A 24,988-nucleotide genomic window follows, 5' to 3' on the forward strand; every position below is an offset into this window, starting at 1 on the left:
AGGGTAGTTTGAAGATGGCTTCTTCATCAAACACGAAAGAGCTGGCAGGCACGAAGCTGCGCACTCGGCCATTGATGGCCACGATTATTTTATTTGGCGGAATAGCAGCATTATTATTATCGTTGGCATTATCGATCTCGGTCGGAGCAGCAGATATTAGTCTCTCTACGGTGTGGGGGAGCGTATTCCACTTCAATGAGGAAAATATTCAGCATCAGATTATTAAGGAGCTTCGCATGCCGCGTGCACTCGCAGCCGCTTTGGTAGGTGCTGCATTTGCTGTCGCAGGTTCAGTCATGCAAGGGATGACTAGAAACCCGCTAGCAGATTCGAGTTTGCTTGGCATCAATGCGGGAGCAGGCTTTATGTTGGCTTTATGCTTTGCTTTTTTTCCATCGATATCGTATTTAGGGCTCATGTTTGTTTGTTTTGCAGGGGCGGCTGTTGCTATGGGACTCGTATATGGAATCGGCTCATTAGCGAAGGGCGGTTTAACACCTGTTCGTCTTACGTTAGCGGGTGCCGCTGTCGGAGCGTTGCTGCTAGCGCTAACCGAAGGTGTAGCGATTTATTATAAAATTGGACAAGATATGGCATTCTGGTACGCTGGGGGGGTAGCCGGAACGAAATGGGAGCAAATTCAGATTGTATCCCCTTGGGTCATCGGCGGTCTCCTTGGCGCTCTAGTTCTATCTCGTTCTATTACACTCTTAAGCTTAGGTGATGATGTTGCTGCAGGGCTTGGTCAACGAACAGGCTTAGTGAAGGCGGCAGGCGTCCTTATTGTTTTGTTGCTGGCAGGAACAGCGGTTTCAGCTGTAGGCTCGATTGGTTTTGTCGGTTTGATCATTCCTCATATCTCACGCTTTCTCGTCGGTGTAGATTATAGATGGATCATTCCTTGCTCAGCTGTGCTCGGAAGCTTACTTATGGTGCTGGCGGACATAGGCGGGCGAATGATTAATCCGCCACAGGAAGTAGCCATCGGCATCATTATCGCGGTAATTGGTGTTCCCTTCTTCCTCTATCTTATTACAAAGATGAAGGGGGAATAGTGTTGAATAATTACTTTATTACAGCAACGGAGCAGCGTAGAATAAAACGCGCTATTCTAGTGATGTCGGTGCTTGGTGCACTTATTATCCTATCGATTATCATTAGTATGAATACAGGCTACATCCGTTTAGCGCCCATCGATGTTTTGAAAACTTTAATTGGAGAAGGTACGAAAAAGCAGGAGCTTATTTTATTTGATTTTCGTCTGCCTCGTATCGTCATCTCTATTCTTATTGGTGCAGGCTTTGCCGTTTCTGGCTGCATTATTCAAGGATTGTCACGTAATCCGCTGTCTGATCCAGGGCTGCTTGGTATAAACGCAGGTGCTGGTTTAGCTGTAATTTTGTTTATTTCGTTTTACCCTTCGACGGAGAAGGGCTCTATCTTTCTGATGCCTTTTCTTGCTCTGATCGGTGCGGCACTTACGGCATTGCTTATATTCGTACTTTCATATAAAAGGCATCGCGGGCTATTGCCTACTCGGATGATATTGGTAGGTATCGCCGTAGCGGCGGGTATTAGCGCTGCGATGCAGCTGTTAATATTACGTTTAACACCGGAAAAGTATCAATTTTTTGCTGTTTGGATGGCAGGCAGCATATGGGGAACGAACTGGAAATATGTATTAGCGCTTCTGCCGTGGTTAATCATTATTTTACCGTTCGTGCAATTTAAGGCGAAAGCTTTGAATGCTTTGAATCTAGGCGATCAATTGGCGGTAGGACTCGGAGCTCAGGTGAACAAGGAAAGAGCATGGCTTCTTGCAGCAGCCGTAGGATTAGCTGGATCTTGTGTCGCTGTCGGCGGTGGCATTGGTTTCGTTGGGCTCATTGCTCCGCATCTGGCAAGAAGACTTGTCGGTCCGCAGCATCAAGTGTTATTGCCAGCGTCGGCATTCGTCGGGGGATTACTCGTAATTGTGGCGGATACGCTTGCCAGATGGGCGTTCCAGCCGCACGAGATACCAACAGGCATCGTAGTTGCTGTTATCGGGGCCCCTTATTTCTTATATTTGTTGTCCAGATCGAAATAATCGGCGAAAGCCACTCTAAACCGCGGAGAGCGTCATGCTCCCGCGGTTTTTGTTTGTGGAAAATCGTACATGGATATTTGTCTTCACTCCTAGTAGCCAGCCCATGGGTATCTGCATATATTACCTATGACATTTCAGGTGGAAGAAGGAGAGGACTATGACAAAAAACAGAAAAGGGAAAAGCCCGAAGGGGCGAAAGCCGCTTTTTTATGTTGATAATCCGAATGCTTCCGAGTTAAAGTGGCTAGACGATTTGAACAGGAAGAAGGTGGCTGCACAAGATTCGGTAGTCAAACGACCGGTAAAAGAAGCGGATGAAAAACAACCGATTTTGAATATTAATGCAGTTAGTACTGTTTTGGAATTAGAAACGGAAATCATTGAAGATGAAGTGTTAGACGAAGAACAGCCGGATTTGATCGAGATTGAAGAGTCTGATCTAATAGAAATATTTGAAGTGATTGAAGATAATGATGAAATTAGCCGGGAACAGAAGTTGGAGAAGCTTGTGGAAAAGAAAAGCCCGGAATCGTCTGTGCCGTTTATTTATACGGATGATTTGGTCGACTTCGCAGTTACCGCCGAAAAAATTGCATCAGGCGCAATCGAAAACAGTAAGCTCGGAGCGGGAAGTGTCGATTCAGACGTAATTGCAGATTACGCGGTAGATAGTATCCATATTGCGGACGGTGCCATAAAATCTTCTAAAATCGCGTTGGAGTCGATAACGGGGAACCATTTGACTAACAATTCGATATCCGGCGATAAAATTTTGGATCACTCCATCTACGGAAGCAAGCTGAAGGACGGGAGCATTTCGTCAGAGAAGTTAGCAGATCGGACGATAAGCTCACACAAATTAGCTGAAGGCTCGATCGAATCCAGACATTTAAAATCGTTTATTATTAATTCAGAGCTGCTGGCAGACCAGTCGATTACGTCGGATAAAATAAAAAGCGGAGCGATCCGTACTGATAATTTGTCTAATGAGATCATTAACAACTCCAAACTGGGTGAAGGTGCCGTTACTCGCTCCAAGCTGCGCGATGAGGCTGTAACAGGAGAGAAGATTGCGCCGGAAGCGATTAACGCTGTTCATTTGAGACCTGGCTTAATACTTGCAGAGCACGTTGCGCTTGGTGCCATTCAAGGAAATCATTTGTCCCCGGGCGAAATTACAGCCGAGCATCTGGTTGAGGGAGCAATAGGTACTAGAGAACTGCAAGCCGACGCCGTCAAAGCCAAGCATTTAACGGCAGGGTCGGTAACTTCGGAACACCTGCAAGCGGGAGCCGTTAGAAGCGGCCATGTCGGAGCGGAACAAATCCAAAGCGGAAATCTTGCTGATCAGTCAGTTACATCCGCGAAGCTTGCTGATCAATCGGTATCGACGATCAAAATTGTCGATCATTCGATTACTTTATCAAAGTTGTCCGATCAAAGTGTGAACGCGCAAAAGCTGTCAAATGATGCAGTACTTACACGACATCTGGGACGTTTCAGCGTCACTTCAGACAAAATCGCCGAAGCTCAAGTGCTGCAGTGGCATCTGGCAGCCGATTCCGTATCGATGGAGCAGCTCGCGCCGAACGCAATTTTGAGAGAGCATGTGCAAGATGGAATTATTAATGAAGATAAGCTTGCTCTTCATGCTGTTAAGAAGGAACATATCAGTTATGGCGCTGTCGGCATGACGCAATTAGCCGATGAGTCCGTTACGAAGAGCAAGTTAACCGAAGGTGCGGTGACGGCGTCCATTTTGGCGAATGGATCAGTGGAGTCGAGACATTTGAAGGATGATAGTATTACTTTTCAGAAAATAGCTCCGGAAGCGCTAAGAGCGTATCATTTTTCGGCTGGTGCTGTAACGGAGGAGTCCATTTCGCCGAAAGCCGTGAGCGGGGAGCACCTTCAGCTTGGTCTCATAGACAATCGCCATCTGGCGAATGATGCGGTTGATACGGAGAAGCTGCAGGACGGATCGGTAACGAGCAGTAAGCTGGCTTATGGTTCAGTGACGGAGCGTTATATCGCACCAGGAGTCATATTCTCACATCATTTGGCCGATCATATCGTCAATTCACTCAAGCTGTCCCCAGAATCTGTAACTTCAGATAAGCTGGCTGATTTAAGTGTATTAGCTTCGAAGCTTGCTGACGGAAGCGTAATAAGCACAAAAATTGCGCCGAATACGGTTCAATCTGAGCATCTTTCGGATGGGGCTGTGCTGAATCGGCATATCGGGCTTGGTGCGATTGATTCATCGCATTTACAGAATCGTATCATTGGAGCGAATCATCTGATTGCCCACTCGATTGGAACAGATGCGCTGCAGGATGGATTGATAAAGGTTGAAAAGTTATCAGCCGGCTCTGTCCAGTCCAAACAAATTGGGGATGAAGCCGTGCGGAGCCGTCATTTGGCCGATGCTTCGGTGCTCGGCATTCATTTAAGTGACAATAGTGTGCACAGTAGCCATATTGTGGATGATTCAATCACAGAAGAGAAGCTATCTCTAGACAGTGTAGGAAAAAAACAGCTGCAGATCGGATCAGTCGGGGCTGCGGCATTGCAGCCAGGCGCTGTAAACACAGCGCATGTGGCAGATGGTGCGATTACCTCTGATAAAATAGCGGAACTGTCAATCAGCTCGAAGCAGTTACAGCCAGCTGCTGTGAAGGCGGCGAATTTGGATACGGCGAGCGTAAGTGAGTCGGCCCTGCAGGATGGTGCGGTAACTGGAGTGAAGATTGATTTCGGGGCAGTGTCGGCAGAGCATGTGCAGCTGGAATCGTTAGCGGGTAAACATTTTAAAGCCGATACGATTCAAGGGTATCACATTCGTAAGGGCACGATTACGCTTGGGCATCTTTCAGACGAAGTGCTTGAGTTCGAAAAAATATCGGATAATACGATTCCCGGCAGCAAAGTTAGGCAAGGAACGGTTAGCCAGAAACAATTAGCCGAAAACAGTGTAGGCGAGGAGCAGTTGTCCGCAGGTAGTGTAACGGAGGAAAAGCTAGCACCAGGAAGCGTGTCTGTAGAGAAACTAGCGCTGGGAAGCGTAAGTACGGAGAAGCTGTCAGCAGGCAGCGTAACGACAGAAAAGCTGGCTTTTGAAAGCGTAGGTTCTGATCAGCTTGCTGCAAGCAGCGTAACGACGGAGAAGCTTGCAATGGGAAGCGTGGGCGAAGAGCAGCTGCTAGAAGGCAGCGTAACGACGGAGAAGCTTGCGCTCGGAAGCGTAGGGACAGAGCAATTGTCGGCAGGCAGTGTAACGACGGAAAAGCTCGCATTCGGAAGTGTTAAAGCAGAGCAATTGTCGACGGGCAGTGTGACCTCGGAGAAGCTGGCGCCCCAAAGCGTAGGTGAGGAGCAGCTGGCGTCAGGCAGTGTAACGACGGAGAAGCTGGCACACCAAAGCGTAGGCGAGGAGCAGCTGTCAGACGGCAGTGTAACTGGAGTGAAGATTGATTTCGGGGCAGTGTCGGCAGAGCACGTGCAGCTGGAATCGTTAGCGGGTAAACATTTTAAGGCTGATACGATTCATGGGTATCACATTCGTAAGGGTACGATTACGCTTGGGCATCTTTCAGACGAAGTGCTTGCGTTCGAGAAAATATCGGATGATACGATTCCCGGCAGCAAGGTCAGGCAAGGAACGATTAGCCGGAAGCAACTAGCTGATAACAGTGTAGGAGAGGAGCAGCTGGCTTTAGGTGCTGTAACGCGTGAGAAGTTGTTCGCGGCTGCGGTCGGCAGTGAGCAAATCGAATCGGGTGCAATCGGAACTGAACAGTTGGCGGTAGACAGCGTAACGAAGGAGAAGCTCGCGCTGGGGAGCGTAGGAGAAGAGCAGCTGGAAGCTTGCAGCGTAACGACCGAGAAGCTGGCAATCGGCAGCGTAGGTACAGAGCAGCTCTCGACAGGCAGTGTAACGACGGATAAGCTGGCGCTCGATAGCGTTGGAACTGAACAATTGGAAGCTGGCAGCGTAACGATGGAGAAGCTGGCTCTCAGAAGCGTAGGTGAGGAACAGCTAACGGCAGGCAGCATAACGACGGAGAAGTTGGCGCTAAGAAGCGTAGGCGAGGAGCAGCTGTCCGCAGATAGTGTAACGGAGGAGAAGCTAGCACCCGGTAGCGTGAGTGTAGAGAAACTGGCGTCCCAAAGTGTAAGTACGGAGAAGTTGTTATCAGGCAGCGTAACGACAGAAAAGCTGGCTTTGGAAAGTGTAGGTTCGGATCAGCTTGCTGCTAGCAGCGTAACGACGGAGAAGCTTGCACTTGGCTGTATAAGTGAGGAAAAGCTGGCAACAGGCAGCGTAACGACGGAGAAGTTGGCGCATCAAAGCGTAGGGGAAGAGCAGCTCTCGGCAGGCAGTGTAACGACGGAAAAGCTGGCATTCGGAAGTGTTAAAGCAGAGCAATTGTCGACGGGCAGTGTGACTTCGGAGAAGCTGGCGCCCCAAAGCGTAGGCGAGGAGCAGCTGTCGACAGGAAGTGTAACGACGGAGAAGCTGGCACCTGGAAGCGTAGGCGAAGAGCAACTGTCAGCCGGCAGTGTAACGATGGAGAAATTGGCACAGGGAAGCGTGGGAAATGAGCAGCTCTCGGCAGGCAGTATTACGACGGATAAGCTAGCGCTGGGAAGTGTGAAAGCCGAACAAATAGATCATGGAAGCGTGGGTACGGAGCAGTTGTCGGCAGGCAGCGTAACGACGGAGAAGCTTGCGCATGGAAGCATTGGATCGAAACAGCTCTCGGCAGGCAGCGTAACATCTGATAAGCTAACGTTCGGAAGCGTTGGAACGAAGCAATTGTCGGCAGGCAGCGTAACGATGGAGAAGCTGGCATTCGGAAGCGTGGGATCGAAGCAACTCTCAGCGGGCAGTGTAACAACGGAAAATCTTGCTCTGGGAAGCGTGGGTACGGAGCAGTTGTCGGCGGGCAGCGTAACGACGGAGAAGCTGGCGCCTCAAAGCGTAGGGGAAGAACAACTGTCGGCAGGCAGCGTAACGACGGAAAAGCTTGCTTTGGGTAGCGTAGGAACGGAGCAGCTGACGGAAGGCAGCGTAACGACGGAGAAGCTGGCACTGGGAAGCGTGGGCGAAGAGCAGTTGTTAGAAGGCAGCGTAACGAGTATGAAGTTAGCGCCCCAAAGTGTGGGTTCGGAGCAGTTATCAGACGGCAGTGTAACGACAGAAAAACTGTCGATTGGAAGTATAGGCTCTGAGCAACTAGACGCAGGCAGCGTAACGACGGAGAAGCTGGCGCTCGGAAGCGTGGGAGAAGAGCAGCTGTCGGCAGGCAGTGTAACGACGGAGAAGCTGGCGCCCCAAAGCGTGGGAGAAGAGCAGCTGTCGGCAGGCAGTGTAACGACGGAGAAGCTGGCGCTCCAAAGCGTGGGAGAAGAGCAGCTGTCGGCAGGCAGTGTAACGATGGAGAAACTGGCATTCGGAAGCGTGGGAGAAGAGCAGCTGTTAGAAGGCAGCGTAACGATAGAGAAGCTTGCGTTCGGAAGCGTGGGAGAAGAGCAGCTGTTAGAAGGCAGCGTAACGACAGAGAAGCTTGCGCTCGGAAGTGTAGGAACGGAGCAATTGTCGGCAGGCAGCGTAACCGCGTCTAAGCTGGAAGTTGGGAGTGTAGGAACGGAGCATCTGAATGCTGGCAGCGTAACGACGGAGAAGCTGGGGCTCGGAAGCGTGGGAGAAGAGCAGCTGTCGGCAGGCAGTGTAACGACGGAAAAGCTGGCGCCCCAAAGCGTAGGAACGGAGCAACTAGACGCAGGCAGCGTAACGACGGAGAAGCTTGCGCTCGGAAGCGTGGGAGAGGAGCAGCTGTCGGCAGGCAGTGTAACGACGGAAAAGCTGGCGCCCCAAAGCGTAGGAACGGAGCAACTAGACGCAGGCAGCGTAACGATGGAGAAGCTTGCGCTCGGAAGCGTGGGAGAGGAGCAGCTATCGGCAGGCAGTGTAACGACTGAAAAGCTTTCGTTTGGAAGCGTAGGCGAAGAGCAGCTGTCGGCAGGCAGCGTAACGACGGAGAAGCTGGCGCTCAGAAGCGTGGGCGAAGAGCAGCTGTTAGAAGGCAGCGTAACGACAGAGAAGCTTGCGCTCGGAAGCGTAGGGACGGAGCAATTGTCGGCAGGTAGTGTAACGACTGAAAAGCTGGCGCCCCAAAGCGTAGGAACGGAGCAACTAGACGCAGGCAGCGTAACGACGGAGAAGCTGGCGCTCGGAAGCGTGGGAGAAGAGCAGCTGTCAGCAGGCAGCGTAACGGCGGAGAAGCTGGCGCACGGAAGCGTAGGAACGGAGCAACTAGACGCAGACAGCGTAACGACAGAGAAGCTAGCGCTCGGAAGCGTGGGAGAAGAGCAGCTGTCGGCAGGCAGTGTAACGAGTGAAAAGCTGGCGCCCCGAAGCGTAGGAACGGAGCAACTAGACGCAGGCAGCGTAACGACGGAGAAGCTGGCGCTCGGAAGCGTGGGAGAAGAGCAGCTGTCGGCAGGCAGTGTAACGACTGTAAAGCTGGCGTTTGGAAGCGTAGGAACGGAGCAACTAGACGCAGGCAGCGTAACGACGGAGAAGCTGGCGCTCGGAAGCGTGGGAGAAGAGCAGCTGTCGGCAGGCAGCGTAACGGCGGAGAAGCTAGCGCTTGGTAGCGTAGGAGAAGAGCAGCTGTCGGAAGGCAGCGTAACGACGGAGAAGCTTGCGCTTGGAAGCGTAGGAGAAGAGCAGCTGTCAGCAGGCAGCGTAACGACGGAGAAGCTTGCGCTCGGAAGCGTGGGAGAAGAGCAGCTGTCGGAAGGCAGCGTAACGACGGAGAAGCTTGCGCTTGGAAGCGTAGGAGAAGAGCAGCTGTCGGCAGGCAGCGTAACGACGGAGAAGCTTGCGCTCGGAAGCGTGGGAGAAGAGCAGCTGTCGGAAGGCAGCGTAACGACAGAGAAGCTGGCACTGGGAAGCGTGGGAGAAGAGCAGCTGTCGGCAGGCAGCGTAACGGCGGAGAAGCTGGCGCTCGGAAGCGTGGGAGAAGAGCAGCTATCGGAAGGCAGCGTAACGACGGAGAAGCTTGCGCTTGGAAGCGTAGGAGAAGAGCACCTGTCGGCAGGCAGCGTAACGACGGAGAAGCTGGCGCTCGGAAGCGTGGGAGAAGAGCAGCTGTCGGAAGGCAGCGTAACGACAGAGAAGCTGGCAATGGGAAGCATAGGCTCCGAACAATTGGCTCATGGTAGCGTAGGGTCAGAGCAACTAGCCACGGGCAGCGTGACAGCCGATAAACTCGCGCCAGGCCTGCTGCATGAGTATAAGTTTGACCAAGGAACGATCCAGCCACTGGAGCAAAAGCCGATTGAACTTTCTGCATTAAGTTTTGCTCCTGTAATATCGACTTCAAGGAGCGGAGTCGCTAAGCAACAGTTCGGATTGTCGCCCTTTAGCTTCACTTCTCAAGAAGAGCAGATCCAAGTCGTCATTTCTTTCGAAGAGCCATTCACGGATGATCGTTATGTATTGACAGCGACGATTGATAATCCCGCTTGTTATGCAGTCATACAATCCAAAACGGCCGAACAAGCAACTATTACCGTTATTCGTACGCGCATTAGTCATGATCCCAGAGGAGACATTAACTGGATTGCAATCGGCAGGGCATAGAAACAAAAAGAGGATTTTGTGCGCGAAATGCGTCAAAATCCTCTTTTTTCATGGAGCAGGTTATTGGAGAAATCTCTTGTTTGGCATAATCCGTGTCTATTATTTAGTCTAGCATTAAATAATCCCCATCCTCTCAGATGATTACATGACTATTGCTAGAATGTTGGATTAACACATCGCAAGCAATGATAAAATGGGCTTTTATTAATGGATATTTATCTATACCGACTATTGTCCCTCCTCATATATCTACTTAGGAGGAGGAAGTTAAATGAATGTGCTGAACCAAAACTGTACTCATTAGGGAATTTAGTTTCAAGTGACTCTTTAGACCCGATAATTGATAATGGCTTGTTTGTACTCGGCATTAATCCGAAAGGACGGTTAAACGTATCTGGAGGAACGCCTTCCAGGTGAGAATCCAAGTTGGGAATGCAGTAGGTTTATTGTAGGTACCAGTTCTCCAATTTGGATTGTGATTGAAATAACAAATCCTCCTACAAAGGAAGGTATGTTGGATGGAACGAGGAATCTCTTGTCCCATTTGCCTCGGCACATGCCGAGAAGCTATTGACATTTCAGGAGGAAGAAGGGGAAAAAATGGAAAAAAGAAGAAAAGGGAACAGCCCGAAGGGGCGGAAGCCGCTTTTTTATGTTGAAAATTCGAATCATTCCGAATTAAAGTGGCTTGATGATTTGAACAAAAGGAAAAGAACGGCAGCCATACGAATGACTAAAGAATCGCATCCGAATTTGCTTGAATTTGAAGATCTTGAGGGCCTTAAAGCTTCTGAGAATCCAGGGGAGCCTCAGAAAATGGTTAAAGGAGTAATAAAACCTAACTTGGATGAGAAGCTGGAAAGAGTTAAGGGAATGAAAAGTCTGGATGCGCCAATCCCTTTTATTTATACGGACGATTTGGTTGACTTTGCGGTTTCCGCAGACAAAATTGCTCCCGGTGCAATCATCAGCAGTAAGCTCGGAGCAGGAAGCGTTCAAGCGGGTGCCATTGCCGATTATGCAGTTGAAAGTATTCATATTGCGGATGGCGCCGTTTACTCTTCTAAAATTGCGAAACAGACGATTACCGGGGACCATTTGACGAACAACGCGATATCCGGAGATAAAATTATGAACCTCTCCATCAATGGAAGCAAGCTGCAGAATGGAAGCATTACGTCGGAGAAGCTCGCTGACCGTACGATTAGCGCGCACAAAATAGCAGAGGGCTCAATTGACGCCAAGCATTTAAAGCCATTTGTGATTACTTCGGAGCTGTTGGCCGAACACTCGATTACATCGGGAAAAATAAGAAGCGGAGCGATCCGCCCGGAAAATTTAGCCAATGATTCCATTAACAGTTCGAAGCTCGCAGATGGCGCTGTTACGCAGTCGAAGCTGCGCGATGGAGCCGTTACAGGCGATAAGATTGCTAAGGAAGCGTTAGATGCTGTTCATTTGAAGCCGGGCGCAGTCGAATCAGATAAATTAGCAATCGGCTCGGTTTCTTCATCCCACCTGCAGGAAGAGGCCGTTCAAAGCGTGCATCTAGCTGATCAGTCGGTAACGTCGGCGAAGCTTTCCGACCAAAGCGTGAATGCGCAGAAGCTGTCAAACGATGCGGTGCTAAACCGCCATCTTAGTCGTTTCAGCGTCACTTCGGATAAAATCGCTGATGCGCAAGTACTCCAATCTCATTTGGCAGCAGACTCGGTATCTACGAAGCAGCTGGCGAAGAACGCCATTGAGAGCGAGCATTTGCAAGACGGAATTATTAATGAAGATAAGCTTGCGCCCCATGCGGTTCGAGAGGAACATATTGGTAATGGGGCAGTAGGGATGGCGCAGTTAGCCGATGAGTCGGTCTCAAGCAGTAAGCTGGCGGGTGGTTCTGTGCTTGGTATCCACTTGTGCGAGAATAGCATACGCAGCGTTCATTTGGTGGATGAATCCGTTACATCAGAGAAGCTGTCTGCAGACAGCGTAGGTGAAAAGCAGCTGCAGAACGGTGTTGTTGGGGCTGCGGCACTGAGGCTGGAAGCTGTAGGGACGGAGCATATAGCTGCAGGCGCGATTACGTCCGACAAAATCGCCGAGCTGTCAATTAGTGCGAAGCAGCTGCAGCCAAATGCCGTGCAAGCGGCAAACTTGGAAGCGGCGAGCGTAGGTGAATCAGCATTGCAGGACGGTGCAGTAACTGGAGTGAAGCTTGTTCACGGTGCGATAATTGGCGAGCATGTTCAGCTGGAGTCGTTAGCGGGCAAGCATTTGCAGGCAGATACAATTCAAGGGAATCACATTCGTAAGGGGACTATTACGTTAGAGCATCTTGCAGGCGAAGTGCTTGCGTTAATCTGCGCAGTTGTCAGCGAGGAGCGTATCAAGGAACGAGGAGCAGCTGTCAGCGACCAGCGTAACGAGGAAGAAGCTGTCGCTCAGAAGCGCAGGAGTAAAACAGCTGCCAGCAGGCTGCGAAACAAGGGAAAAGCTGGTGCTCGAAAGCATCGGATCTAACAAGTTGGCCGAACAGGTAACAAATAGCGTTAGAAGACATGAACTGGTTTAATCGGTAGGGCATAGAAACAAGACGAGGATTTTGTGCGCGAAAAGCGTCAAAATCCTCTGTTAAACTGATCGATCATTTGACAGAAATGGAGTGATCGTCGATGAGACGAGTTAAAAAGAAAGCCAAACGTCTCAAAAACAAAAGTGTGTTGCAAACAAATGTGATCAAACGTATTGAGCATTACAAACGAGGTTTGGAAGAAGGCTATCAACACGGATTAGATGTGGGTTGTAAAGGCTTCGAATCACATTTTGAAGGAACAAGTATTATTATTCCGAGCTATAACGAGCTCGAAAACGTTAAGCAATGCATTGAAAGTATTATCAAATATACAAATTTGTTCTATGAAATCATCGTCGTCGACAACAACTCATCAGATGGAATCGAGCAGTATTTGAAGCAGCAGGGCGGAATGGTGAGATATCATATTTTATCACATAATCATGGGTTTGCAGGAGCGGCGAACAGGGGCTTAATGATGGCCAAAGGAACGACGATGCTGCTGCTAAGTAACAATGTAGTCTGTACCGATAATTGGCTCGACAATATGCTTATATCTTTGCAAAGTAATCTTGGTATCGGCATGGTAGGAGCGGTATCGAATGGAATGAACGGCGATCAACGGATCGAGACAAGTTACAGCGGCATGGAAGATATGCAGAAATTTGCGACAATAAACAATATAAGTGATCCTTCCAGATGGGGAATTGCAGACAATTTGTCCAAAAAATGCTTGTTGTTTCGGCGCGAGCTGCTAGAGAAGGTCGGTTATTTGGATGAAGGCTGCCTTGAAGGACCATACGATGAAAATGACTATTGCATGAGAGTAAGGCTTCAAGGACTTTCGCTGGTTTATGCCAGAGATGCTTTCGTTCATCTCATTTCGAGAGATGAGGGGATTTCAAACAGTGAAGCGCAGGCAGCAAAAGAGGAAGCCCAGCTCTACTATATGGGTAAATGGATTATACCGAACAAGGTTTTGTCTGACATTTCAAACAACAACTTATTAAATCAGACAGACGTTAGTCGATCGAATAGATTGCATGAACGAAGGTTCGGTGAAACAGCGTTTTATCCGCAAGCGATTGCGGTAAAAGGATTAACTGAAAAGATTTATTGGATAGAGGACTATGCTCGAAGGCCCATTAAAGGGAAATGGGAAGGACCTGTTATTCAGTTGTCTCAAATCACTTTAAGGCAATGGACGATTGGACCTGTATTGAATGAGGAGGAAGCGCTGCTTAAATTGGATCTTGTTCGAGGGGGCGCAAACAACGCTATTCTTCATGGATCTATTTGCGTAAAGGCGGATGGCGATATGTATTATATGGAAAATGGTATGAAGCGAGCAATCGTTAGTCCATTAGCAGTTGAAGCATGGCACATGAATATGCGTCCGAAAGTCAGCTTGTCAGAGTCAGAGCTTCTTGTTATTCCCGATGGTCTACCCATAATAGTACCGATCAATCTGCGGCAAGCATTGTAATCTACAATACGTCAATGGCTTGGAGGCAAAACTGATGGCATTGAGAAAAAAAAAGACGTTACAGCGCAGAAAAAAAGTACAAAGGAAACGCCATAGAAAGAAGAATAACGAGTACGAAATATTAGATCAGGTTTTCAACAATGGTTATAATGAAGGGTTTGCAAAAGGCTTTGAAAATGGACATCAATTGGCCTATGAGCAGCAGCATTAAAAGGGAGGTCAGGGAACAGCCTTATATTCTATTATGTTTCGTCAGGAGCATAATAGGATATAAGGCTGTTCGCCATCCTTATAATGACCAGCGGATAACGACGCCGGCTTGTGTTAAGCCGCCTCCAAACCCATAAAGAAGCATGAGCTGATCTTGCTTTAATGAACCTGCTTTGACCGCTTCGTCTATGGCGAGCGGAATAGAAGCGGCGGAAGTATTTCCAAACCGTTTGATGCTGGACAAAGTTTGGTCAAGTGAGAAGCCGGTCCTCTCACAAAGGGCTTCAATAATTCGCATATTCGCGCTGTGAGGGATGAACCAGTCAATGTCCTCTGGTGGTAGGTTGCTTCTTGCCATGAGCTGCTTTACGCCTTCTGCTACATGACTTACAGCCCAACGGTATACTTCACGGCCATTTTGCACGATCATGCCATTCCTATGAATATCATGATCTCCTATGGCAGAAGCTAAACCGCTGCGATAAAGCAGATGCCCGCGCGCGCCATCTGTTTTGGAATACATAGACACCACATCGCCTGTACCATCATCCGATGATTCCATAAGGAAGGCTCCGGCTCCGTCTCCAAATAATATACATGTGGAACGGTCTGAATAATCGGTAATTTTGGATAATGTCTCCGCTCCAATTACCAACACCTTGCGATATGCACCTGAAAGCAATAATCCGTTAGCTAGTTGAAGGGCAGCGGCAAAACCAGCGCAAGCGGCTTGCAGGTCTACTGCTCCGCAGTTTTCAATGCCAAAATGAGCCTGAACTTGCGAAGCTACGCTTGGAAATACGGCATCAGGCGTGGACGTAGCCACAATGATATAATCGACATCGTTTACGGCCTTGTTGTAGCGTACAACCATATCGTTGACAGCTGCGATACAAAGATGGCTCGTGAACTGATCATCGGCTGCAATATGGCGCTCTTGTATGCCGGTACGCTGCACGATCCACTCGTCATTCGTATCAACCAGCTTCTCTAAATCGGCATTTGTTAAAATTCGTTCTGGAACATAAGTGCCGATAGCGGTAATTGCGGCATTCGAGCTAATAACGGATTGAATGCTATCGTTTATCATCCTCAATACCTCCTCCGAATTAGTACCAAGTACTAGTATCTGATCCTAATTTACTTCATAGCTGCCATCTTGTCAATGTCATGAATAGTCCGAAAGCGATTGGCTAACGCTAAGATTGAATCTGAAGCCTAATCAAACGTAAATGGAGGATGGCTAAATGCGCAAACGAATCATTGCTTTGTCCGCGGGCGTGCTGCTCAGCACGATGCTTGCGGGATGCATGGAAAAACAGGGGGATTTAGGAAATAAAAACATCCGTTCAAACAGCATTAGGTATGATGCGAATGGTAATTTAATGAAGGACAAGCGCTTTGCTGATGATCAGATGAACGAAAAGAACCGTGTAAACGGCCGCAGGCTAAACAGCAATAATATAATTGGATCGCATAAAAATTATCGTATGGAAATGAGCGAAAAAATTGCTGAGAGTATAACAAAAATGGGTACGGTTAAATCATCATATGTTATGCTGACCGACCATAATGCGTATGTCGCAGTATCATTAGATGAAGAAAAACCTACAGGCGACCAGAAAATGATGAGTCGTACAAATAGCAGCTACATGGGCAAAGAGGGCGTCCGAATGAGTAGACAAATGAGCACCTTATCAACGGGACATTATATGCTTACAGCTCAAATAAAAGATGAGATCGCTGGTGAAGTTAAGCGTTTAAGACCTAGCGTGGAGCATGTGTATGTATCTGCCAATCCGGATTTTGTCGGACGCATGAATGCATATTTGAACGATGTGAAGCTTGGACATCCAATCCAGGGCTTTATTGCTGAATTTAATTCCATGGTCGAGCGAGTATTTCCGGCGAAGTCCGGCGACAAGGAACTTAAGAGCCTAAGCATCAAAGATAGACGTATGATTTACGACTGATTTGATAAATAAGCGAAATGGAAACCGGTTCCGGGAAATGACACTCCTTGAACTGGTTTTTTAATGTAAATCTATAAAAAATATGCGGAAGAGGAAAATACAATCTATTGGAAGCTGATATGAAAGTAATAAGCCCTTTTGACACAGCCCGACGAAATCGTCGTCCACCATTTAGTGACATGTCTCCGGTGTGCTTCTTCATTAGCAAATGCAACGGGCATGGACTATGAGAAGCGACAAGTCTACGACCTTCCCGCCCCTGCTATCCGAGTAACCGAGCATCGCGCAGAAAAGAAATGCTGTCAGGCATGAGGACTAAAGCAGAGAGCCGCGTTTCCAAAACATGTAAATGCCCCGACGCAGTATGGTGACGGAATAACCGCGTAGGCGGCTTATCTGCACGCCTATCGGATGCTTCCGCTTGAGCGAATTGCCCAGCTTTTTGGAGATCTTACCGGCTTTCGCCCATGTGAGGCGACGCTTCTCTCCCAACTTGGACGGATGCACCATGCTCTGGAGGAGTCCGAACAACAGATTAAAACGGCATTATTTAACGAGCCAGTCGTTCATGCAGACGAGACCGGATTCCGAGTCGGGGAAAAGACCAAGTGGATGCATACGGTATCCAATGGCAACTGGACGATGCTTAACGTCCACGACAAACGCGGTAGTCAAGCCATGGATGAGCTCGGCTTCTTCCCCTTCTATCTGGGAACTGTCGTTCACGACTGCCTTTCAGCCTACTTCAAGGCTCATTACTATTTCTCTCACGTACTATGCAACGCCCATTTACTGCGGGAGTGCCAGGGGATTACCGAGCATGACGGGCAAACATGGTCACAGCAAATGGTCGAATTGCTGCAAGAGAGCTGGAGGCTTGCAAAGTCCTTTAGAGCAGAGCAAATGGCCATTCCCGAAGATGTTCTTGGCGCTATTCGGGACCATTACGATGACATTCTAGCTGAAGGGCAGCATGAGTGGAAGGACAGTAATGCCAGCGTTCCTAGCCATGCACGAGGTCGAAAAAAGAAAAGCAAAGCCGAAAATCTGGGGGCACGCATGGTGCTGCACAAAGATGCTATCCTCCGGTTTCTTTGGGACGATTACATTCCGTTTGATAATAACCAAGCGGAACTTCCCTTCTATATTAATGTATGAAAGTATACTGCCATTGGAATGGATGGGCGTCCTTTAGGGTATCAATATTCTTCAGCATTTTTCAAGCGGCTTATACAGAAGAAGAGCATGATACGGGGTCTGGCACCGTTTGCCAAAATGGAGCGGTGGAATGCACAGATGTCCAATCTTTTAACATTACCGGATCATACAATAGCATGAGATCGTTTAACAAGGGGTGAAATTCGTTGGAAAATAGATATCCTTTTCGTATCTCCCAAGTTGAACCGGATGAGGACGACCAGAATCGAAACACATTAGACGGTACAATAATGGATGAACCTTTGTTTACTGTCGTTATTCCCTGTTATAACAGAGAAAAAACGATCAGTAAATCCATCGAGAGTGTACTTGATCAAACTTTCCCATACTGGAAATTGTTAATTATCGATGATGCTTCGAAGGATCGGTCTATAGAACAAATAGAACCTTTTTTGCAGGATGAGCGTGTTAAACTAATTCCATTGCAAAAAAATGTGGGAATATCGAAGGTAATGAACACCGCTTTGAAAAATATTGATACCCCCTATTTTATTCAACTTGATTCGGATGACTGGTTGTCACTAAAGGCCTTGGAATATTTTGCACTGCACATTGACAAAGCTGCACCTGAAACAGCTCTGTTCTATGGCAATATTATTATGGTGCAAAGGAAAAAAGGGAAATGGAAAAGAATCAGGTATATACGGCATCGAAATTTTAAAAACAAATATGATTTTTTGCAATATCTTACTTTTATGCTCCATCCCAGGTGCTATGGAACAGAAGCCGTACTCAGTGTAGGGGGATGGGAAACCGATGATCCGTATGAAGGAAGAATTATGGAAGATAGACGAATGTGTTTGAAATTAATAGAAAAATATTCATTCTACTGGATTAATAAATATATGTATTACCGCCGAAGACATAAGAACCAATTAACGAACCGCCTTTGGAGAATGAAGCGGAATTTATTGCGGAAAAATTCTATTGAAAGATATTTAAACAGATGGGGAAATGAATATAAACCCGTTTACGGTTATAGAAAAGGATATTTAATCATAAAAAAGCTGATGAAAATAAAAAGTAGAAAGATGTGATCACTATGAAAAATGTCCTTATCACTGGTTGCGCTGGTTTTATCGGCTCTACACTAACAGAAGAAATATTAAAACGAGGTTATTTCGTTACCGGTGTCGATTGTTTTTCAACAAATTATGATAAATGGATAAAAAATAAAAACATGAAAAATTTTATAAATAATCCCTATTTTACTTGGATTAATTCCGATATTAACGACCTCCCATTACAATCATTAATCGCGAAGCAGGATTATGTATTTCACCAAGCTGCATTACCCGGAGTCCGGACCAGTTGGGGAAATGATTTTGAAATATATATAAGAAATAATATATTAGCAACCCAGAAATTATTGGAGGCTCTCAAAAACAGTAATGTAAAAAAAGTAATTTATGCCTCTTCTTCATCGGTTTACGGATTGACTTCAGGCCAGACTTCCGAAAGCCATCTGCCTACCCCGTATTCGCCTTACGGAGTTTCGAAGTTGTCGGGCGAGCATTTATGCAGGCTGTATTATATGAACTATGGTATACCTGTGGTATCATTACGTTATTTTACAGTATATGGTCCCAGACAAAGACCAGATATGGCCTTTCATAGATTTATCAAGAATATACTGTCCGGCAATCCTATTACCGTTTATGGCGACGGAAAACAGACAAGAGATTTCACATACATTGAAGATGCTGTGCAAGCCAATATTTTGGCAATGGAAAAGGGCGCTGCGGGAGAAGTGTATAACGTAGGCGGTAATTCAAGAATAGAGTTACTTGAAGTAATCAAGCTGATAGGAAAATTGACGGGGAAAAAACCGGATTTGATATTTGTTGATGAAATGCTCGGTGATCCCAAACATACGTGGGCAGATATAAATAAAGCCCAATCCGAATTGGGGTATATGCCTTCTTATCCTCTGGAAAAAGGTTTAAATGAACAAATACAATACATCAAACAACTTTACAAAATTTAACCGTAAAGTCTTTACCTTCCGGATGTTTTCCTCCCGTAACGATTAAAAAAGTGTAGGATCAGGGCCTCCATATGATCTGCATGCTGAAATCGATGCATCGGGTTTATTATCCGCCTCTTTTTCATGTCTTAGGAGTCTGTCCGACGATACAGCAGTTCACCCGAATCGTCGCGAAATATTAAGTAAATGGTAATGAACGTGTAAAGGATGTGCGAGGCATGGCCAAATTCAAACCTTACTCCACGGAACAAGGAGAACTCATCCCGATGTACCTGAGCGAATGGGTGCCAGAGGATCACTTTGCTCGCCTAATCAGCGACATCGTCGATCAGTTGGATCTCTCTGCCCCAAAGAAGGAAAGCAATCGAAAAACGCTCGAAATATCCTTGATGTCGGCTGGATCATAGACCACCAGCACGGTGCGCCCGATGAACAGGATGCCCACTTCATATTTCTTGCCCTTAAAGCTGATACAGCCGGCTTTGTCGACTTTGCGTTCCTCCGCATGCAGGAAGGCATTGGCGAGAGAGGATGGCTCCACAAACCGGAGGGCTGCCGGATCCGACCGGTAGGTCACCTCCGGACTCGCTCCATCTCTTAGTGCCGAATGCGGCTTCACCTGGTTGGCGAATACGGTTTGGTAAAGAGAAGGTAAATGCCAAGCATAGCACAGGCCCGACTCATCCACTTCCAGATATTTTCCTCCGGTAATTTGATATTTGTAATATATTGGCTGTCGATCCACTGTTGAATAGAAGACAGATCCTTGCGGTCGATAACCGGTAGATGGGTATCCAATGCTATTTCCTTGGCCCTATTGTCGACAGAAAGGATAAGTGTTCTTTTTTTATGCTGTAATGCCCGAATCCCTTCCTGCAAATGGGTGCCTACATAATCAACATCCATTGTCTGCAGAAATTGATCGTAAGCCTTAAGTTTGGAAGCAAGTAAACCAGTTTGCCTCCAAGGGATTTCATATATTCATAATCGTTGACTCCTTGGGGCCAAAAATATATTTTGTTATAGTTTTTTTGAGCAATTTCAGTAAAAGTTTGTCAAATTCCTTTTTATTCCTCCCGTTGATGGACAAAAGTTCATTATCATGATAATTTGATCGCCTAAATTCGGACTGGCAACGGACGTATCAAAAAGTGCGGCTTTTTTCATAATATCACCTACTTGATTGTTTATTTCATAATATGTACCCCCTATTGATGAGACATAGCTATATACCATGATTATAAAGCACAATTATTACTGCTTAGGATGAGAATACAATCGCATTTGTATAACTTGACATAGATTAAATAAAGGAAATGGGGGTGGTCCCGATGTTCATCGTAGCAGCATCAAACGATAATTACGCTCAGCATTTAGGAGTAATGTTGACTTCTTTATTGGAAAATAATCAAAAAAACTATGATATTCACATTTTTATAATGGACGGAGGAATCTCTAGAAATAACAAAACTAAACTTCATAAGATTGTAGAAAGATATAATCAACAAATTACCTTTCTTAGCACAGAGAGGGAAATGTTTGAATCCTTTGCATTGAATTCCCGGAAAAAACATATAACAAAAGAAACGTATTATCGCATTATGATCCCTGAATTTTTAGATAAAGATATTCCTAAAGCATTGTATCTGGATAGTGACCTTATCATAGAATCAGACCTGAGTGAATTATGGAATACTGATATAAGCAAGCACTATGTAGCTGCAGTGGACATAGCGTACCTCTATAAAAAGAGTAAGAGGGAGAAAAAAAATAAATCTTTATCCCTACCTAAAGATTCTTATTATTTTAATGCCGGTGTATTGTTAATGAATTTGGATAGATGGAGGAAGAATAAGATTTCCAATAGGTTAATCAAATTCATAATAGATGATGGGGAAAAATTGAAGTTTATGGATCAGGATGCGCTGAATGTAGTTCTGCACAAAAAATGGCTGCATCTTGATCCCAAATGGAATTATACCCGTCAACATTATAAATATAAACCATTAAAGAAACCGGCTATTATCCATTTTACCGGACGTAAGAAGCCTTGGAATACGGATAATGATCCCTTTAAGGACAAATATTTGAAGTATTTAAGATCCTCTTCATGGCAAGATTTTTAAGAATATAGCCTCTCGGAATTAATTGGAGCAAATCGGGGACTGAATTGAACGAAGGTGGTTCAAGGAAGTCCTTGTCCCATCTGCCTCGGCGAATGCCGAGAGGCTATGAAAAAGTTAGGAGGAATAATAGTGGATATAATGCAACGTATTAAGAAAGCAAACTTAACTTATTTGAGTTATTCAGCTCTAAATGATTTAAAAGAGGCGGTACTATTAATTGAAAGGGAAGGAAGGGAAGGGATTTTGATTGAAGCTGGTTGTGCCTTAGGAGGATCAGCATTAGTTATTACTCATTCAAAAAAAATAAATAGACCATTATATGTATATGATGTTTTTGGCATGATCCCCCCACCTTCCTCTAAAGACGGAAATGATGTAAAGAAGCGATATAAAGTCATAAAATCTGGAATATCTAATGGAATAGGGGGTGAAAATTATTATGGGTATATAAAAAATCTATATAACGTTGTTAATAAAAATTTTGATTTATTTGGATACCCAATTGAGGACAATAATGTGTTTTTAATGAAGGGACTCTTTAAAGATACATTATTAATAAATAAACCAGTTGCCTTGGCCCATATCGATTGTGACTGGTATGATTCTGTATTAATTTGTTTAGAACGAATTGTCCCATTTCTAGTTAATGGTGGTTTACTAATTATCGATGACTATACTACTTGGTCAGGCTGTTACAAAGCTGTTAATGAATACTTCTCCGATAAAAAAGAAAAGTATGTATATATTGAGGGTAAATCTAGACTACACATTCAACGTGTAAAATAATGATAGATTCACTCGGAACCCTCGTGGTTTCTAGTGTGAATCTCGCAACGAGTGTATAAGAGACCACGAACCATTTCGCCATGGGTTTGGCTCTGATCACTCGTTTTTTTTGTTTACTTGCTATAGAGCATAAGTAAGTAGTGTTTCCGCAGCCTATGCGGAAACACATCTCAATGCGCCAGCGTTTCCAGTACACGATAAAGTTCACTATGAAAAGACATCGTTTGTTGTTTGCTAAGGTCCACATCCGTTTCCCTCAGCATTCAAGATACCTGCAAAATATTGCATTAATGCGGTGATTTAATGAAGAAAACACCTAAAAAATAACCGATAGAATGCTTTAACGGTTATTTCAAGAAACAATAAACGAATTTCAGAGCTCTCCCAAAAGAACTTCTGGAAAGGTCTTTTTTTCTAACACCATTTCCTTAATCCCTTCGCTTCCGCGGCTTGCATGCACACCGAGCAACGTCAATGCTGGATTCGGGATCACATGCAGCCAATGCCCTTTGCCTTCCACGCGAAAACCTGTTTCATCTGCATGTACAACCTAACTCTTCCACAACTGTTCTCGAATCTCGTCTTCGACAGGCTTAAGCGCATCAGACATCGTTTGAATGGTAGAAAGCAAGGTCGCTTCACTAGGGCGATAACCGGTTAAATCATAAAAAAGCTGAGCGATACGCTCCAGCGGCAGTAGTTGATAGACATTCAGATAAGAGGTCATGGCTGCAAAGCTTGTGCCGTACTGGACAGGTACCTTCACTTCTTCCGGGAAACAAGCCTGCTGGATGGTCTGACAATCCGGGCAGCATTTCTTCTGTGTTCGATGTTCTGTCACCACAACACGAGGTGCTGGCAGATCAAATACTTGGCGATTTTCATAGTCTAGGCTAGGAACATCTTCAAGTGAACGGAAACATTGCTTGCATGTGAACACAGGATGTTCGATGACTTCATCGGGTGTGTCCACGAAACGCAGCGTATGACCTTCATGCCCTTTAGGTGCGCCTTTTTTACCACCGGGCTTGCGCAGATTCGTTGGATTACGTAAGCCATCGCTTGATGGGGGCTTGCTGCTGTTTTTTGAATTTTGACCGAGTTGTCTTTCCAAATCCTTTACTCGGTCTTCTAGTTACTCGATTCGCTGGGTCAACATCGTGATAAAAGCGGCTATTTCCGTATCCCCTTTACTGATTCCCAAGATTTGCTCTGGAGTTAGCTTCACGATGCAACCTCTTTTCCGTTCATGGGAAGCCATCACCAGCCACAACGGGAAATGCTTGCTCTAGAGACGGCGACGCTGCTCCGCAAAAGAGGAATTCCTGTCAAATTGACAATCGGAGGTAGGCTGATTTGGAATTCCAAAGCAGTGAATGACGTAAAAAACGTATAGCAGAATTAGGTTTGAATAAAGATGTATTTATTACAGGAAGCTATTTGCAGAAGGATGCCCCTTCTTTATATCGTTCATCTCATATCCTACTTCATATTAAATATAATGACCCTTGTCCTACTGTACCGATAGAAGCTATGTATGTGGAGTTCCAGTTCTTGCTTCCAATAGTGGCGGGATGCCCGAGTTGTTGGAGGAAAAAGGTGGTATGGTTCTTGAAGTTCATTATAGTTGGGATCAAGCCTCTTATCTATCAGCAGAAACCGCAGCAGAGACTGTATTAAGTCTAATGGAAAATTGGGAAAGTAGTAGTCGAAATGCGGCAAAATATGCCTCGAAAAAGTTTGGTCATAAGAAATGGTTGCAAGATCATAAGGATATTTTCACTCGATTGCTTTAATTAGTTACCCCTAAAGAATTCTAGTGTTTGATGCGAATTTAAATTCTTTGGTAAGAGACGGCGGCACTGACTCGGGTGAGTACCTTCAACCACCCCGATGCCGCTGGCTCTTTTTTCGTTTACTTAAACTGTGCTTTCCACATCCGGATGTTTTCCTCCGGTAATTTGATATTTGTAATATATTGGCTGTCGATCCATTGTTGAATAGAAAACAGATCCTTGCGGTCGATAACCGGTAGATGGGTATCCAATGCTATTTCCGTGGCCCTATTGTCGACAGAAAGGATAAGTGTTCTTTTTTTATGCTGTAATGCCCGAATCCCTCCATGCAAACGGGTGCCTACATAATCAACATCCATTGTCTGCAGAAATTGATCGTAAGCCTTAAGCGTTGGATGCAAGTAAACCACACGTTTGCCTCCAAGGGATTTCATATATTCATAATCTTTGACTCCTTGAGGCCAAAAATATATTTTGTTATAGTTTGTTTCGAGCAATTTCAGTAAAAGTTTGTCAAATTCCTTTTTATTCCTCCCGTTGATGGTCAAAAGTACATTATCTGCTTTTTGTTTTGGTATTTCCCGGCAATGCTGGGGAGTGAGTACCCACATTGTAGGACATGCAGTATTGAGTATATTCTTTATTCCAATAGATTTTAGTTTTTTTTCAGAATAGGAATCCCTGACTGAATGCAAGTACGTTTTCGATAATATTTTTCGGTACAATTTGGTTGTGTATGAATTGGGATTATATTGATACTTGTTCCAACCTACACCCACAAGAATAACCCTTTTAATATGCTCAATATCATTTTTACCGATTTTCCACAGTGATTTTGAGTCCATTGCAGAGGATAATATATTGGTACCTCCCACAAATTTATAGTCACTTGAACTGATTAATTTATGGGAATTTTTTGATATGACATCATGGGTTTGAAACTTGATTAGATACATATCTGGTAAAATTTTCGTGATAGTATCTTCCACTGCTTCCATGATAATTTGATCGCCTAAATTCGGACTGGCAACGGACGTATCAAAAAGTGCGGCTTTTTTCATAATATCACCTACTTGATTGTTTATTTCATAATATGT

Annotated in this window: 18 protein-coding genes and 1 pseudogene; 14 read left to right on the plus strand and 5 right to left on the minus strand. The window is 45.7% G+C overall.

Features of this window, described 5'->3' with window-relative positions; all coding sequences use genetic code 11:
• The first annotated feature begins 14 nt into the window (after nt 1–14).
• The 6 genes from AC0YN6_RS13970 (at nt 15) to AC0YN6_RS13995 (ending at nt 14,006) form a co-directional block, all read left to right on the plus strand.
• Nucleotides 15–1,055, plus strand: coding sequence for a FecCD family ABC transporter permease (locus AC0YN6_RS13970; RefSeq protein ID WP_475747541.1), 1,041 nt, complete (start codon nt 15–17; stop codon nt 1,053–1,055).
• 62 nt (nt 1,056–1,117) lie between these two features.
• Nucleotides 1,118–2,089, plus strand: coding sequence for a FecCD family ABC transporter permease (locus AC0YN6_RS13975; RefSeq protein WP_475747775.1), 972 nt, complete (start codon nt 1,118–1,120; stop codon nt 2,087–2,089).
• Nucleotides 2,090–2,246: 157 nt separating this feature from the next.
• Nucleotides 2,247–9,743 (plus strand): WIAG-tail domain, encoded by a 7,497-nt coding sequence (locus AC0YN6_RS13980; RefSeq protein WP_475747543.1) that lies wholly within the window; start codon nt 2,247–2,249, stop codon nt 9,741–9,743.
• Between the two features lie 600 nt (nt 9,744–10,343).
• Nucleotides 10,344–12,257 (plus strand): hypothetical protein, encoded by a 1,914-nt coding sequence (locus AC0YN6_RS13985; RefSeq protein WP_475747545.1) that lies wholly within the window; start codon nt 10,344–10,346, stop codon nt 12,255–12,257.
• Nucleotides 12,258–12,409: 152 nt separating this feature from the next.
• Nucleotides 12,410–13,795, plus strand: a complete 1,386-nt coding sequence (locus AC0YN6_RS13990; protein ID WP_475747547.1) for a glycosyltransferase family 2 protein — start codon at nt 12,410–12,412, stop codon at nt 13,793–13,795.
• 34 nt (nt 13,796–13,829) lie between these two features.
• Nucleotides 13,830–14,006 (plus strand): hypothetical protein, encoded by a 177-nt coding sequence (locus tag AC0YN6_RS13995; RefSeq protein WP_475747549.1) that lies wholly within the window; start codon nt 13,830–13,832, stop codon nt 14,004–14,006.
• A 78-nt stretch (nt 14,007–14,084) separates the two neighbouring features.
• Here the strand turns inward: AC0YN6_RS13995 and AC0YN6_RS14000 are convergent, their stop codons facing one another.
• Nucleotides 14,085–15,095 carry a beta-ketoacyl-ACP synthase 3 gene (locus AC0YN6_RS14000; protein ID WP_475747550.1) on the minus strand — a complete coding sequence of 337 codons (1,011 nt, stop codon included), beginning with the start codon at nt 15,093–15,095 and terminating at the stop codon, nt 14,085–14,087.
• Between the two features lie 157 nt (nt 15,096–15,252).
• Between AC0YN6_RS14000 and AC0YN6_RS14005 the strand changes: the two genes are divergently transcribed.
• From AC0YN6_RS14005 to AC0YN6_RS14020, 4 genes are all read left to right on the plus strand, one after another.
• Nucleotides 15,253–15,978, plus strand: a complete 726-nt coding sequence (locus AC0YN6_RS14005; RefSeq protein ID WP_475747551.1) for a YhcN/YlaJ family sporulation lipoprotein — start codon at nt 15,253–15,255, stop codon at nt 15,976–15,978.
• 396 nt (nt 15,979–16,374) lie between these two features.
• Nucleotides 16,375–17,136: an IS66 family transposase gene (locus AC0YN6_RS14010; RefSeq protein ID WP_475747776.1), complete on the plus strand. Its 762-nt coding sequence runs from the start codon at nt 16,375–16,377 to the stop codon at nt 17,134–17,136.
• 206 nt (nt 17,137–17,342) lie between these two features.
• Complete coding sequence (locus AC0YN6_RS14015) at nt 17,343–18,233, plus strand: glycosyltransferase family 2 protein (RefSeq protein ID WP_475747553.1); 891 nt, start codon at nt 17,343–17,345, stop codon at nt 18,231–18,233.
• 5 nt (nt 18,234–18,238) lie between these two features.
• Nucleotides 18,239–19,183, plus strand: a complete 945-nt coding sequence (locus AC0YN6_RS14020; RefSeq protein WP_475747554.1) for an NAD-dependent epimerase/dehydratase family protein — start codon at nt 18,239–18,241, stop codon at nt 19,181–19,183.
• A gap of 328 nt (nt 19,184–19,511) precedes the next feature.
• Here the strand turns inward: AC0YN6_RS14020 and AC0YN6_RS14025 are convergent, their stop codons facing one another.
• Nucleotides 19,512–19,871: a Mu transposase C-terminal domain-containing protein gene (locus tag AC0YN6_RS14025; RefSeq protein ID WP_475747555.1), complete on the minus strand. Its 360-nt coding sequence runs from the start codon at nt 19,869–19,871 to the stop codon at nt 19,512–19,514.
• A 643-nt stretch (nt 19,872–20,514) separates the two neighbouring features.
• On the opposite strand from AC0YN6_RS14025, the gene AC0YN6_RS14030 reads away from it, so the two are divergent.
• Nucleotides 20,515–21,309: a glycosyltransferase family 8 protein gene (locus AC0YN6_RS14030; protein ID WP_475747556.1), complete on the plus strand. Its 795-nt coding sequence runs from the start codon at nt 20,515–20,517 to the stop codon at nt 21,307–21,309.
• 138 nt (nt 21,310–21,447) lie between these two features.
• Nucleotides 21,448–22,095, plus strand: coding sequence for a TylF/MycF/NovP-related O-methyltransferase (locus AC0YN6_RS14035; RefSeq protein ID WP_475747778.1), 648 nt, complete (start codon nt 21,448–21,450; stop codon nt 22,093–22,095).
• A 550-nt stretch (nt 22,096–22,645) separates the two neighbouring features.
• Here the strand turns inward: AC0YN6_RS14035 and AC0YN6_RS14040 are convergent.
• Together AC0YN6_RS14040 and AC0YN6_RS14045 are read right to left on the minus strand one after the other, a co-directional pair.
• Nucleotides 22,646–23,068 (minus strand): IS66 family transposase, encoded by a 423-nt coding sequence (locus tag AC0YN6_RS14040; RefSeq protein WP_475747779.1) that lies wholly within the window; start codon nt 23,066–23,068, stop codon nt 22,646–22,648.
• Nucleotides 23,069–23,089: 21 nt separating this feature from the next.
• Nucleotides 23,090–23,218: pseudogene (locus tag AC0YN6_RS14045) on the minus strand (DUF6444 domain-containing protein); the annotation flags it as partial.
• Between the two features lie 269 nt (nt 23,219–23,487).
• Here AC0YN6_RS14045 and AC0YN6_RS14050 point away from each other — a divergent pair.
• Nucleotides 23,488–23,775 (plus strand): hypothetical protein, encoded by a 288-nt coding sequence (locus AC0YN6_RS14050; RefSeq protein ID WP_475747781.1) that lies wholly within the window; start codon nt 23,488–23,490, stop codon nt 23,773–23,775.
• Complete coding sequence (locus AC0YN6_RS14055; RefSeq protein ID WP_475747557.1) at nt 23,682–23,891, plus strand: hypothetical protein; 210 nt, start codon at nt 23,682–23,684, stop codon at nt 23,889–23,891. Before AC0YN6_RS14050 ends, AC0YN6_RS14055 begins: the two co-directional genes overlap by 94 nt.
• A 119-nt stretch (nt 23,892–24,010) precedes the next feature.
• Here the strand turns inward: AC0YN6_RS14055 and AC0YN6_RS14060 are convergent, their stop codons facing one another.
• On the minus strand, nt 24,011–24,952 hold the full coding sequence (locus tag AC0YN6_RS14060) for a polysaccharide pyruvyl transferase family protein (RefSeq protein WP_475747558.1): 942 nt from the start codon (nt 24,950–24,952) through the stop codon (nt 24,011–24,013).
• Between the last annotated feature and the right edge of the window lie 36 nt (nt 24,953–24,988).

It is taken from the genome of Paenibacillus sp. J22P15 (assembly GCF_056269345.1).